At 64.1% G+C, this 12207-nt stretch carries 14 protein-coding genes and 1 other RNA gene; 7 read left to right on the plus strand and 8 right to left on the minus strand.

Translation table 11 applies throughout. The annotated features are described in order from the left end of the window. Positions 1 to 109: 109 nt before the first annotated feature. Positions 110 to 1768: a chloride channel protein gene (locus V0U35_RS09650; protein WP_330196500.1), complete on the minus strand. Its 1659-nt coding sequence runs from the start codon at positions 1766 to 1768 to the stop codon at positions 110 to 112. Positions 1769 to 2061: 293 nt separating this feature from the next. Next, positions 2062 to 3318, minus strand: a complete 1257-nt coding sequence (locus tag V0U35_RS09655) for an MFS transporter (protein ID WP_330196501.1) — start codon at positions 3316 to 3318, stop codon at positions 2062 to 2064. Positions 3319 to 3397: 79 nt separating this feature from the next. Here V0U35_RS09655 and V0U35_RS09660 point away from each other — a divergent pair, with 79 nt between their 5' ends. Further along, positions 3398 to 3730 carry an ArsR/SmtB family transcription factor gene (locus V0U35_RS09660; RefSeq protein ID WP_330196502.1) on the plus strand — a complete coding sequence of 111 codons (333 nt, stop codon included), beginning with the start codon at positions 3398 to 3400 and terminating at the stop codon, positions 3728 to 3730. Beyond that, complete coding sequence (locus V0U35_RS09665) at positions 3708 to 4169, plus strand: SRPBCC domain-containing protein (RefSeq protein WP_330196503.1); 462 nt, start codon at positions 3708 to 3710, stop codon at positions 4167 to 4169. The genes V0U35_RS09660 and V0U35_RS09665 overlap by 23 nt, the downstream gene beginning before the upstream one ends. Here V0U35_RS09665 and V0U35_RS09670 read toward each other — a convergent pair. Then, positions 4142 to 4375 (minus strand): ribbon-helix-helix domain-containing protein, encoded by a 234-nt coding sequence (locus tag V0U35_RS09670; protein WP_330196504.1) that lies wholly within the window; start codon positions 4373 to 4375, stop codon positions 4142 to 4144. The two genes, V0U35_RS09665 and V0U35_RS09670, sit on opposite strands and share 28 nt — an antisense overlap. On the opposite strand from V0U35_RS09670, the gene V0U35_RS09675 reads away from it, so the two are divergent. Both V0U35_RS09675 and V0U35_RS09680 read left to right on the plus strand, forming a co-directional pair. Then, positions 4374 to 5123, plus strand: a complete 750-nt coding sequence (locus V0U35_RS09675; RefSeq protein ID WP_330196505.1) for a DNA-3-methyladenine glycosylase I — start codon at positions 4374 to 4376, stop codon at positions 5121 to 5123. The genes V0U35_RS09670 and V0U35_RS09675 overlap by 2 nt on opposite strands. Before the next feature lie 4 nt (positions 5124 to 5127). Beyond that, positions 5128 to 5538, plus strand: a complete 411-nt coding sequence (locus tag V0U35_RS09680) for a hypothetical protein (RefSeq protein ID WP_330196506.1) — start codon at positions 5128 to 5130, stop codon at positions 5536 to 5538. Between the two features lie 377 nt (positions 5539 to 5915). Here the strand turns inward: V0U35_RS09680 and fumC are convergent, their stop codons facing one another. Continuing rightward, positions 5916 to 7307, minus strand: a complete 1392-nt coding sequence (fumC, locus tag V0U35_RS09685; RefSeq protein ID WP_330196507.1) for a class II fumarate hydratase — start codon at positions 7305 to 7307, stop codon at positions 5916 to 5918. Positions 7308 to 7448: 141 nt separating this feature from the next. On the opposite strand from fumC, the gene V0U35_RS09690 reads away from it, so the two are divergent. Together V0U35_RS09690 and V0U35_RS09695 are read left to right on the plus strand one after the other, a co-directional pair. Next, the gene (locus V0U35_RS09690) at positions 7449 to 7784 is read left to right on the plus strand and encodes a RusA family crossover junction endodeoxyribonuclease (RefSeq protein WP_330196508.1); all 336 of its coding nucleotides are present in this window, start codon (positions 7449 to 7451) and stop codon (positions 7782 to 7784) included. 126 nt (positions 7785 to 7910) lie between these two features. Then, entirely contained in the window at positions 7911 to 8339 is a 429-nt protein-coding gene (locus V0U35_RS09695; RefSeq protein WP_330196510.1) for a DoxX family protein, read from the plus strand. Here the strand turns inward: V0U35_RS09695 and V0U35_RS09700 are convergent. Together V0U35_RS09700 and V0U35_RS09705 are read right to left on the minus strand one after the other, a co-directional pair. Beyond that, a complete protein-coding gene (locus V0U35_RS09700; protein WP_330196511.1) occupies positions 8303 to 8803 on the minus strand; it encodes a PaaI family thioesterase in 501 nt (166 codons plus the stop codon). The genes V0U35_RS09695 and V0U35_RS09700 overlap by 37 nt on opposite strands. Beyond that, positions 8800 to 9267, minus strand: coding sequence for an SspB family protein (locus V0U35_RS09705; protein ID WP_373696403.1), 468 nt, complete (start codon positions 9265 to 9267; stop codon positions 8800 to 8802). The genes V0U35_RS09700 and V0U35_RS09705 overlap by 4 nt, the downstream gene beginning before the upstream one ends. A 226-nt stretch (positions 9268 to 9493) precedes the next feature. On the opposite strand from V0U35_RS09705, the gene V0U35_RS09710 reads away from it, so the two are divergent. Then, complete coding sequence (locus tag V0U35_RS09710; RefSeq protein ID WP_330196513.1) at positions 9494 to 10774, plus strand: cytochrome P450; 1281 nt, start codon at positions 9494 to 9496, stop codon at positions 10772 to 10774. Positions 10775 to 10781: 7 nt separating this feature from the next. Here the strand turns inward: V0U35_RS09710 and ssrA are convergent. Beyond that, positions 10782 to 11147: a transfer-messenger RNA gene (ssrA, locus tag V0U35_RS09715) on the minus strand. A 19-nt stretch (positions 11148 to 11166) separates the two neighbouring features. Beyond that, complete coding sequence (locus tag V0U35_RS09720; protein ID WP_330196514.1) at positions 11167 to 12066, minus strand: DUF3667 domain-containing protein; 900 nt, start codon at positions 12064 to 12066, stop codon at positions 11167 to 11169. Positions 12067 to 12207: the final 141 nt, after the last annotated feature.

The raw sequence follows: 12207 nt of genomic DNA on the forward strand, positions 1-12207 counted from the left end.
GGGGGGCGGGCAGGGCTTGGCGCGAACCTTCAACCAACCCCTCACCCCGACCCTCTCCCCTTGGAAAGGGGGAGAGGGAGAAGGGAAAGGGGAGAGTGTGAAGTGACCCCTACCTGTGCTCTTCCTCGTGCACATCAGCGAGCGCGCGGGCATAGGCGGCGTGGGCGTCGGCCTTCGACAGATAGCCGATAATCCTGCCGTTGCCGGAACGGGAGCGCACTGCGGCACCGTCGACTTTTTCCGCCGACAGGAAGCCGATCGCGCGGCCGAGATAGTCGTCTTCGTAAAGACACGCCGCTTCGTCACCGGCATCGGTTGCGGCTTCGCCTTCGTCGAGCGGCGTCATAACGGCCCGCACACGAATGGTTTGCAGGAGCACACGCGCCTGACCGCGCGAGAGATCATAGCCCTTGCGCTGGATCTGCAGCTGAAAGAAGGACCCGCCGGTCACGGACTGGGTCAACAGGGTGGCGAGCGAAACAGCGATCAGCACACCGAGCGAGGCTTCGTAGCTGGCGGTCAGTTCGAACACGATCAGCGTTGTCGAGATTGGCGCGCCCAGCACCGCACCGGAGACCGCCCCCATGCCGACAAGGGCGTAGAAGGTCGTCCCGCCTGTTTCCGCGCCCATCGCCATGCCGGCGACCCCGCCGAAGGCAGCGCCCAGCACCGCGCCGAGATAGAGGGATGGGGAGAAGACTCCGCCGCCAAAGCGGAAGCCGAGCGTGATCACCGTGGCAAGGATTTTCAGGACCAGCAGTACGATCAGTGCCTGCAGCGCGTACCCGCCCGCAAGCGCGTCTGCGGTCGTTTCGTATCCGACGCCAAGCACTTCGGGAAAGGCGAGCGCGATGGTCCCGACAAGCAGCCCGCCAAAAGGCGGCAGCGCCCACAGGGGCAGGCGGACGCGTTCGGCGATCTTCGCAATGCGGGCCGGGGCGGCGAGGGTGAGCCGCATGAAGAGGATCGCCACGCCCGCTGCGGCAAAGCCGAGCAGGACAACGCCGATGAAATCCCACAGGCTGGCCGCGGCAACGGGCGGGACGGAAAAGGCGGGGCTGGCCCCGAAGGACAGGCGAGCGACAAGCGCGCCCATCACGCTGGAAATCGCGACAGGCGCGATGGAGCGGAGCGCATAATGGCCCAGCACGACTTCCAGCGCGAACACAGCTCCGGCAATGGGCGCGTTGAAACTGGCGGCCACCGCTGCCGCCGCGCCACACGCGAGGATGATGCGCGCCGCCCGCGCCGGCAGGCCCAGCCCCTGCGCGACGATGGAGGCGAGGGCACCGCCCAGGTGGACCGCGGGACCTTCCCGGCCGGCCGACCCGCCCGCCCCGAGCGTCACTGCGGAAATGACGGCCGAGAGCAGTCCGGTGCGAATGTCGATCTGTCCGGCCCGGACGGCGCGCGCTTCGATGACATCGGCGACGGCATGGCTGCGGGTTTCCGGCAACCAGCCGCGCAGCTTGCCCAGCCAGAGCAGCGCGCCAACGACAACGCCGCCGCCGACCGGCACCAGAAGGATGTGCCACGCAGGCAAGGCTGCGACCCCGCTTGCAAGTTGCTCCCGATGCGCCCCGAAAGTCAGATAGCTGATCGCTTCGATCGCGAGGATGAAGCCCAGCACCGCATATCCTGCCGCGACCCCAATCAGTAGACCAAGTATCCAGAGCGCGGGTGAGCGCCCCTCGCGCCATTGCCGGGCGATCCACGTCCAGAGGGCCTGAAAGCGCGTCGGCGGCGCGGGTTCGATGGGCTCGGTCACGGGTTACAGCTTAGAGCGCCGACAGGGCTTTTGCGTCAAGGGTTTGGGATTTTACTGCGCGTCATGCCCCGCTTCATGCGGGGCATCCCGTGTGCCTCAGATTCCCCGGACAAGCCGGGGAATGACGCGGTAGATTGTGCATTCTCCCTCCCCCTTGGGGGAGGGTCGGGGTGGGGCCTACTTCATAGCCGACGCTCCCCGGACGTGCGTGAGCTCGGGCCGGGGTCCAGTTGTTGGGCAAGGCTGGGTCCCGGACCGGCAATGCCGTCCGGGAAGCGTCCGCACATTTTTGCTTAAGGTCGCCCGTCGAGACGCCGCGCCTTGCGCAATTCCGGAAAGAGATGGGCGAACAGGCCGGCAACCAACACGGCCCCCGCACCGCCGGCGACGACCGCCGCCTTGGCCCCGATCCAGACCGCGACGGTTCCGGCGCGAAACTCGCCCAGCTCATTGGACGCCCCGATGAAGATCATGTTGACCGCATTGACCCGGCCGCGCAGCCGGTCCGGCGTCCAGAGCTGGATCAGGGTCTCGCGCACATAGACCGAGACCATGTCCGCGCCACCGAGGATGATAAGGGCGACAATGGAGAGCCAGGGGATTGTCGACAGGCCGAAAACGACCGTCATTGCGCCGAAGAGCGCCACGAAAATGAAGAGATAGAGACCGGCATGGTCCTTGATCGAATGCGTCGTCAACCAGATCGCGACCGCAATGGCACCAATGCCGGGACCGGCGCGGAGCAGGCCCAGACCAATCGGTCCGACATCAAGGATGTCGCGCGCGAAAACCGGGAGGAGGGCGGTCGCACCGCCCAGCAGCACTGCGAACAGGTCGAGCGAGATCGCGCCGAGGACGATCTTCTCGCTCCAGATATAGCGGAAGCCGGCAAGCACGGTTTGCAGGCTCGGCTTCTCGACCTCGTTCTTTTGTTCCGGCTTGGGGATTTGCGTCGCCAAGAGGGCGGCGGTCACGAGCAGTGCGGTGGCTGTGCCATAGGCCGCGAGCGGAGAGACACCGTAGAGCAGCCCGCCCGCGACGGGGCCGAGTATCGTCGCCAACTGCCAGGCCGACGAGTTGAGCGCGATAGCGTTGGCCAACATGGTCGGTGGCACGATATTGGGCAGGAGTGATTGTACGGCCGGTCCGAAAAAGGCGCGCGCCGTCCCGAAGGTTGCGAGCAGGGCAAAAACGACGATGACCGTGCTGCCCCCGAGCGCGGTGAAGGCGAGCAGTGAAAAGGCAACCGCCGCCTCGATCATGAGGCAGACGATCATGATGCCGCGGCGCGGAAAGCGGTCGGCGACCGCGCCCGTTACCAGGACCAGGAGCAGGGCCGGAAGGAATTGCGACAGGCCGATCAGTCCCAAGTCGAACGGGTTGCGGGTCAGGTCATAGACCTGCCAGCCGATGGCGACGATCTGGATTTGCGCGGCGAAGACAGCCGCCGCCCGCGCGCACCAGTAGATCAGATAGGGCCGGTGCCGGAAGGCCGCCCATTGCGAGGCAGGCGCTTCGGGCGCGCCGGAATCAGGCGGGAGATCAGACACCTCCGTCTTGAACGCCCGCGCGGGGCCGAAATCAAGCAGGCGGCTTGACTTTTATCGTAAGTTATTACTAACGTAAGTTATGGCTTACGAAAAAGCACTCACCGTTCTGTCCGATCCGACCCGCCGCGCGGTGTTCGAAAAGCTGCGCGCCGGACCACTGGCGGTTTCGGCGCTGGCGAAGGATTTCCCGGTCAGCCGCCCGGCCATTTCCCAGCATCTCGGCATTCTGAAAGGGGCCGGGCTGGTCGAGGACAAGGCGGAAGGAACGCGGCGCATCTATGCGATCCGGACAGGCCCGCTGGAAGAATTGCGCGACTGGCTCGACAGCTTCTGGGGCGAGGCGCTGGACGCCTACAAGACGGCACTCGAAAACGAGGGAGACGACGGACATGGGCAAGATCGCACCGGTTGAGAAGACAATCGAGGTCGACCGCGACCCGCAGACGGCGTTCGAGTTTTTCACCACCCGCTTTGGCGATTGGTGGCCGAAGGCGACCCATTCGGTCGGCGCAGACTCGCATGGCATTGTTCCCGAACGCGTCCTGATGGAGCCCGGCGTCGGCGGTCACATTTATGAAGTCCTGCCCGACGGCCGCGAATTTATCTGGGGCCGGATTACGGTCTGGGAGACGGGCACGCGGCTCGTCTTTTCCTGGCAGATCGACAAGCCCGACGAGCAGGCGACCGAGGTCGAGGTCACGTTCACGCGTTTGGAGAGCGGGCGCACCCGTGTCCAGCTGACCCACCGGAACTGGGAGAACGATCCCCGGGGCTCAACGCTCCGCGACAACTACGACGAGGGCTGGGACCCGGTCGTGGCGGCTTATGCGGACCTCGCCGCTTCGGCCTGAACCGTTTTCAGCGCATGCACCCGGCAGGCCGACGACAGCGGCTGGTCCGGGTCGGCCTTGACTCGTGCCTCGTCTATGCGGGCGATCAGGGCCGCAAAGGAGAGCTTGCGCGCCACCGCCTCGGCATCGAGCACCGCCCAGAATTCCGGCTCCAGCGCGAGGCTGGTGCGGTGTCCGCTGATGGCGAGGGATCGCTTTTCAAGCATGAGCCGGCGAATTCCGTTTGGTCCTGATCCGCACCAGTCTATCCTGCCGCGCGAGGGAGGACGAGCCGTGCGCTCATTTGACGAGATCCATGCGCTTGCCGAAGACCACCATGGCCCATCCGGTGTGGAAGAGAAACTCTCCCGCCCGGTGCCGGCGAAAGAGCTGAAAAGCCGGACCGACGCCTGGTGGCTAGGGGAAATGACCAAGGCCGTCTTCCAGTCGGGCTTTTCCTGGAAGGTCATCCAGGCGAAATGGCCGGGCTTTGAAGCCGCCTTCGACGGGTTCGATCCGCACACCGTGGCGATGTATTCCGATGATGACGTGGCGCGCCTGACATCCGATACGCGCATCGTCCGGAATGGCGCGAAGATCATGGCAACGGTGGCCAACGCGCAATTCGTCCTCGCTACGGCGAAAGAGCATGGCTCGTTTGGAGCCTTCCTCGCCGGCTGGCCGGTCAGTGATCAGGCAGGCCTGCTGGAGCATTTCAAGCAGCATGCCTCGCGCCTCTCCGGCTCGACGGGGCAGTATTTCCTGCGCTTTACCGGCTGGGATGCGTGGATAGCCTCGGGTGACGTCGTCAAGGCGCTGATCCGCGAGGGCGTCATCGACAAGCCGCCAACCTCGAAAACGGCCTTGAAGAAGATGCAGGCAGCCTTCGATGTCTGGCGCGAACAGTCGGGCCGGTCACAGACCGAGATCTCACGCATTCTGGCGCTGAGCGTCGGGCCATCCGGGGAGCATTAAGCCCATGACCGATTACGAATATGCCAGTCTCTTCTTCGCCATTCTCGACGCGGCGCAGGCGACCTTCGCCAACTTCCTCGCCATCGTCTCGGGCATGATCGCAGTCAGTTATTTTTTCGCGCACAAGCTGGATCGGACGCTCTCCGGCCTGCTCCTGCTGATCTATTCCCTGTTTTCGCTGGGTTTCATCAACGAGCTGTTCTCGGCCTACAGCGATTTCGCCCGCCTCGGGGCGGTGCTGGCGCAGCGCGGTGCCTTGCCTGACAGCGGGCTAGGGTGGATGGGCCCGGTCATCGCCGGGCCGGGCGGGCTGGCCGCCATCCCATTCGTCATCCTCGCCATGACGCTGGCGTGCTATTTCGCCACGCTCTGGTTCTTCTTCCACGCCAAAGGGATGGAGCGGAGCGAGGGGTAATTATTTCACACGAGGTGTCCGCCCCCTGGACTTGATCCAAGAGTCCATCCCACGATCGTGGAATCACACGCCTGTCCAGACTGGGTCCCTGGATCAAGTCCAGGGACGGAAACTTCAAACGAAACCACCTCATCCTGAGGTGCCCGCGAAGCGGGCCTCGACGGATGGGAAGACACACTCAGCGTGCTTCGAGGCTGACCTGTCGGTCAGCACCTCAGCATGAGGAATGATTGTGCGATCCCGAAAACGTCGCGTCCCTCCCTCAAGGGGAAGGAGAACAGACCCCTCACCCCGACAGCTTCGCTGTCTTCCCTCTCCCCGGCGGGAGAGGGAGCGCGCTCAGCCCTCCCTTGACGGAGCGGGTTGGGTGAGGGGGACTATTTCGGCTTGATCATGTCGGCGGGGACGACGGCCCTGTCGAACTCCTCCGCCGTGACAAAACCGGCCTTGACCGCTTCCTCTTTCAGCGTCGTGCCGTTCTTGTGGGCGGTTTTCGCGACCAAGGTGGCGTTGTCATAGCCGATCGTGGGGGCGAGCGCGGTCACCAGCATCAGAGAGCGCTCCATCAGGTCGGTGATGCGCGCTTCGTTGGCGACGATCCCGGCAACGCACTTCTCGGTAAAGCTGACCGAGGCGTCGGCGAGCAGGCGGATCGACTGGATCATGTTGTAGGCCATCATCGGCTTGAACACGTTCAGCTCGAAATGGCCCTGCGCCCCGCCGACCGTGATGGCGACGTGATTGCCCATCACCTGCGCACAAACCATCGTCATCGCCTCGCACTGGGTCGGGTTGACCTTGCCCGGCATGATGGATGAGCCCGGCTCGTTCTCGGGCAGGGAAATCTCGCCGAATCCGCAACGCGGGCCGGAGCCGAGCAGACGAATGTCGTTCGCGATCTTGTTCAAGGACACAGCCAGCGTATTGAGCGCGCCGTGGGCCGAGACATAGGCGTCATGCGCGGCCAGCGCCTCGAACTTGTTCGGTGCCGTCTTGAAGGGCAGTCCGGTATAGGCCGCCACGTCTTCGGCAAAGGCAACGTCAAAGCCGGGCTTGGCATTGATGCCGGTGCCGACCGCCGTGCCGCCCTGGGCGAGGTAGAAGAGCTGGTCGAGCCCTGCCTTCACGCGGGCCATTCCGAGATCGATCTGGGCGACATAGCCGGAAAATTCCTGACCCAGCGTCAGCGGCGTCGCGTCCTGGAGGTGCGTGCGGCCGATCTTGATGATGTCCCTGAAGGCTTCCGCCTTGTCGTTCAGCCCGTTGCGCAGCACCTGAAGCGCGGGCAGCAGGCGGTGATGGATTTCCTCGGCCGCGGCGATATGCATCGCGGTCGGGAAGGTGTCGTTCGACGATTGCGACCGGTTGACGTGATCATTCGGGTGAACCGGGTCTTTCGAGCCGACCTCGCCGCCGAGGATCTGGATCGCGCGGTTGGCGATCACCTCGTTGGAATTCATGTTCGACTGCGTGCCCGAGCCGGTCTGCCAGACCGAGAGCGGGAAATGATCGTCGAGCTTGCCTTCGGCGACTTCCAGCGCGGCCTGTTCGATAGCGTCGGCGAGGCGCGGTTCGAGATTGCCCATCTCCCGGTTCACCCGCGCCGCGGAGCGCTTGATGATCCCCAGCGCACGGATGATCGCGGCGGGCTGGGTTTCGGTGCCGATGGCGAAATTGATCAGCGAGCGGGCCGACTGCGCGCCATAGAGCTTGTCGGCAGGCACATCGAGCGGGCCAAAGCTGTCGGTTTCGGTGCGTTTCTCGCTCATCAGGGGAGGCTCCTTGCAAGGCGGGGTGGTGTGGGCCGATCATTAGCATTGCGATTCGGCTGTGGCGACGTGTATCACCGCAAGGCGATGGATCAAGCTGCGGCGCAACAATGGACGGGCAGGGGAAAGGTTCAGGCACGCATGGCCGGTGACAGTCTGCATCTTCGGGTCGATGCCCTGACGACGCGTACGCGCCGGTTCAAGGTGCTGATCGGCGAGTTTTTCCGTACCGAGTTCAAGCGCGCGCGCCCGAAATGGGGGCCGTACGAAGTTGCCATCACCATCGAACGTACCGGGAACAGCCCCGTCCACGATGTCGACAATGTCGCCAAGGCCGTGCTCGACGCGCTGTCCGGTGTGGTCTTCCATGATGACAGCCAGGTCGAGAAGCTGACCGTTGAAAAGGTCGAGGGCGAACGCGCCCGGGTCCGGGTCAAGGCCCGCCCGCTGGTTCGCGCGGAGCCGGAAGCGGCGTGAACCGGGTCCGCGAGGGCGTCACCTGACGGCCCCTCTACGAAAGTCACCCCGTCTGGGGTCACGGACAATTGAACCGGATATCGTGAAAAGCCGAGACGGTTCGCCTCCCCCGGGCTAGGGTTCGGCGTGGACACACGATCGCTTCTCTTCCTTCCCGCTCTCGGGAAATTTTCCGATCTCGGCCTTCTGGGCCTGCGCGTCCTGACCGGGGCCTTCCTCGTCTATGGCGTGATGGACAATGTCACCAGCGCCGCGCATATGGCCGAGTTCGAGGCTTTCCTGACGGCGAACGGCTTCGCGATGCCAGAGCTGATGGCTCCGCTGTCGGTCTATGTCCAGCTGTTCTGCGGCGTGCTCTTCGTCATCGGCCTACTCACGCGCTGGGCGGGGCTGATTATCGCCTTCAACTTCGTCGTTGGTGTCGTGATGGTCCACTGGGCACAGGATTTTCGCGGCTGGTGGCCAGCCATCGTGCTGGTCTTCATCGGGCTGCAGTTCGCCGCGACGGGCGGCGGCCGCTACTCGCTCGACCGGCTGTTCTCGCCTCGCGCCTGACGGGCGCGCGCGGCTTTCACCTTGTCATGCGGCCGGTGGATGCAGGTCGCCGTGGCGTGGGCCAGCAACTGACCCTCCCGGTCCCACAAACGTCCTTCCGTGAAGAAGGTCTTGCGCCCTTTTTTCAGGACCTGGCCCTTCGCGCGGACGAAACCGGCCATGACCGGCGCGAGGAAGCTTGTCTTCATCTCCAGCGTTGGCACCACACCGTCAAAGCCCAGCGCCGAGATCGCCGCGAGCGACATCGTGTCGTCGAGCATCGCGGTGATGAACCCGCCCTGGATCGCTCCGGCCGGACTGCACAGCTCCGGACCCGGATTGAACGTGCATTCAAATGTCATCGCTGTCGTGTCGACATCGACGAATTCGAAACCGAGTAGTCTGGAATAGCCGGGCGCGAGTTCAGGCCGGGAGAAATACTGCCGAATCGTGGCCTCGTCCCACGGCGGACGCGGAAAGTTCATTTCTTGCGGAAGCTGTCGAGACTGACGACTTCGGCACCGTCACCAGCCGCCGCGGCGCTTTCCTTGGCCGGCTTGGCTTTCGTCTCTTTCGGCGCGAAGCGCGGCACGCTGCCATCGTCGGGATTCAGCTCGAACTGCAGGTGGAAGCCGACGGAAGGGTCGTGGAAGCGATTGACGGCGGAGTAGGGAACTTTGAGGTATTTCGGCACGCCGTTGAATTTCAGAGTCACCTCGAAATGCTCTTCGTCCGCCTTCAGGTCCCAAAACTGGTGTTCCAGCACGATGGTCATCTCGTCGGGATATTTCGCCGCGAGCGATTCATCGATGTCGGTGCCGGGGGCCTGGGTCTTGAAACTGATGTAGAAATGGTGAGAGCCGGGAAGCCCGCCCGGCGCAGCAGCGCGGCCCAGCGCCTCGCGGATTACCCCCCGCAGCGCTTCCTGCGCCATGATGTCGTAGCGCATGAGGTCTTTGGCCACGATAGCAACTCCCCCCGAAGTTCACGGTCTTGAAACCTAAACCCTTGATACGGGGGGTCAACGGAATCCGCCACTTTGGTATATATTTTGACAGTTGGACCCGTCTTGCGGGTAATCGCGATGACGGCTGAACCCAGGTCCTGATGTGATCATCCCTCCGATACCCGTACGCCAGTCGGCCCCGATGTCCCTCTTGCAGACAGCGCGGACGATGCGGCGCAATCCGGTCGAGCTGTTGCCGGTGGAGGCCTTTGAATTCACGCGGATTTCGGTCCCCTTCTTCGGCCGGACAGTCCACACGATTTCGGGGCCCGAGGAGATGAAAGCGGTCCTGCTGGACGATGCGGACGCCTGGCGGAAGTCGCCGTTGGTGATCCGCATGCTGCGGCCCGTCCTCGGGGATTCCATCCTGACGGCCCATGACGACAGCTGGCGGCGCCAGCGCAAGGCACTCCAGCCCGGCTTTGTGAAGGCGCGCATTCTCGACCTTGTCCCGGCGATGGCGGAAGCTGCGGACCGCGTCAGCGCCTTCGTGGGACAGGCCAGCCAACCCGCTGACGTGACGCCCGCACTGAACGAAGCCGCGCTCAGCGTCATCGAAAACGCGCTCTTCACCCAGGCGAAGTCCTTCAACCGCGCCATCATGCGCAAGGCCGTCGAGGATGTATTCGAAGGCCTGGGGAGAACCCGCTACAGCGATTTGTTGCCGCTGCACGAAGCCACGCCGCGGCTGATGGGCCGTAAGGCGCAGCGCGCCCGTCAGGTCTTGCGCAAGGCCCTGACCGGGGAAATCGCGGCCCGCCGCCTGTCCGGCGACCGCCATGAAGACCTGCTGCAACTGCTCCTGGATGCACGCGACCCTGACACCGGAGGTGGGTTTTCTGACAATGACGTCCGCGACAACCTGATCAGCCTTGTCGCGGCCGGGCACGAAACCACCGCCATCGCGCTGACCTGGGCGCTCTACCTGCTGGCTATCGACCCGGAGACGCAGGACCGGGCCGCAGCGGAGATCGACAGCGTGCTGTCCGGCGGGCCGGTTACGAAGGAGTCCATCGCGAAACTGGTCTTTCTGCGGCAGGTGCTGGAGGAGACGATGCGCCTCTACCCGCCCGCGCCGATGATCGGACGCCGGGCGATCCGCAATACGCAGATTGCCGAGCGGCAAGTAAAGCGCGGCGATATAGCGCTCGTGGCTTTTTATGCGCTGCAGCGCCATTCGCGGTACTGGGACAATCCCGACGCGTTCGACCCGGACCGGTTCTCACCCGAACGCCGCCCGACGGATCCTTGGGTCTACCGCCCGTTCGGGGGCGGACCGCGTGCCTGCATCGGGTCGGGCTTTGCCATGACCGAAGCGATTGTGATCCTGGCGACGTTGCTGCGCGACTATCGCTTTGCGCCGGTCCACGGCCATGCGGTCAATCCGGTGATGACCATCACCTTCCGTCCCGAAGGCGGCCTGCCGCTTTACATCACGCCAAGACAATAAGGGGAGAAGTGGGGGCTTCTGTTGCCAGGTGCCCCCGAACCCCGCCTGCGGCTTGCTAGAGCCGAGGACTTAGAGCGAAGTCATCGCGCCGCATTACGCAGCGAGAGCGACCTCTTCAGCATAGTTGTCATTCGCAACTACAATAATGGGCATTTAACGGTACCCATGCGGACGAAAGCTGACGTCTTTAGCCGTCTGTCGATCCTAATTCGGCCCCTTAATGCTCCGGCGCTTTTGCATCACGCGGGAGGAAATTGGTGGAGCCGCCGGGAATCGCACCCGGGTCCAGTCCGGTTATTACACGCGCCTTTATCGTCATAGCCGGCAAGCCGGCAGCCCTAATATAGGCCTTCGAGAGGTTGATTTAAAGTGAGCGGTGCGGCGCGGTGCCCTTAAAGCGTGGAGACGAAGATCAGTCCGATCGCCACGAAGACCGCCGAGGTCACATAGCCCATGCAGATGAGGACGGACCGCAGGATCGCGCCGAACCAGCTCGAGGCGTAGAAGCCCCGGTCATACAGGGTGACGGCAGCATTGGACGTCAGGATTGCCGTGACCAGGACGGTGATCCCTGCCCAGGCCGGCAGCGGAATAAAGACGGCGAACACGACCAGTGCGGCCAGCGGCAACAGGAAGGCCGCGTGGAAGTATAGCGCATGGATCGTATGCTCGATCAGTTTTCGGCGCGGATGGAGTATGAGGCTCATCAGCGCAAAGACGAACACCATCAGGATGAGCGCCTGGCTCGAGGCCGCCGACGCACGTTCTTCCAGCATTTCGGGATGGTTCATCGCGTCCAGGGCGGTGTCGTTCCAGAAATCCGAGACCCCCTGCTCGCGGGCGCGATCGATGACGATGGCCTGATCTTCGGGTGAAAGAGTTTGGGCCTGCCCGTCACGCGGACGCTGGAAGATCGTCACGAAGATGGACGGTGCCCCGTCGGCCGACGTGGTGGTCTCGACCGCCACGATGCGCACGCCGGAAAACGCAATGGCGGCGAAGAAAATCAGGCTGGCGATGATGTAGAGCCGCACCGGCGGGGTGAAGCTTTGTCGCTTGCCATCGACATAGTCGCGCGCCACGCGGCCGGGCCGCGTATAGAGCTGGCGGAAAGTGGTCAGGATCCGCCCGTCCCAGGAAAACAGGCCATCGAGCGTATCGGTGACCAGCGACCAGGCCGGGCGCCGGATGTCTTCGCGCGACTGGCCGCATTCGGCGCAATAGGCCCCGTCGAGCGCCGCGCCGCAATTGGCGCAGGTGTCAGGCTTTACGTGTCCCGCCTTGGTCGTCATGCGGTCCCTCCCCGGTCACCACGCTAGCGCGGCGCGCCGGGCGAGGCGAGAGACTCATCCCTGAAACCCCGGCCGGAGCGACAGCGAAGAGCCGGGGCCTCATGACGGCTCAACGAGGTCCCGGATGCCGCTCGCGCGGCT

It is taken from the genome of Hyphobacterium marinum (assembly GCF_036330325.1).
In the GTDB taxonomy this organism is placed as follows: domain Bacteria; phylum Pseudomonadota; class Alphaproteobacteria; order Caulobacterales; family Maricaulaceae; genus Hyphobacterium; species Hyphobacterium marinum.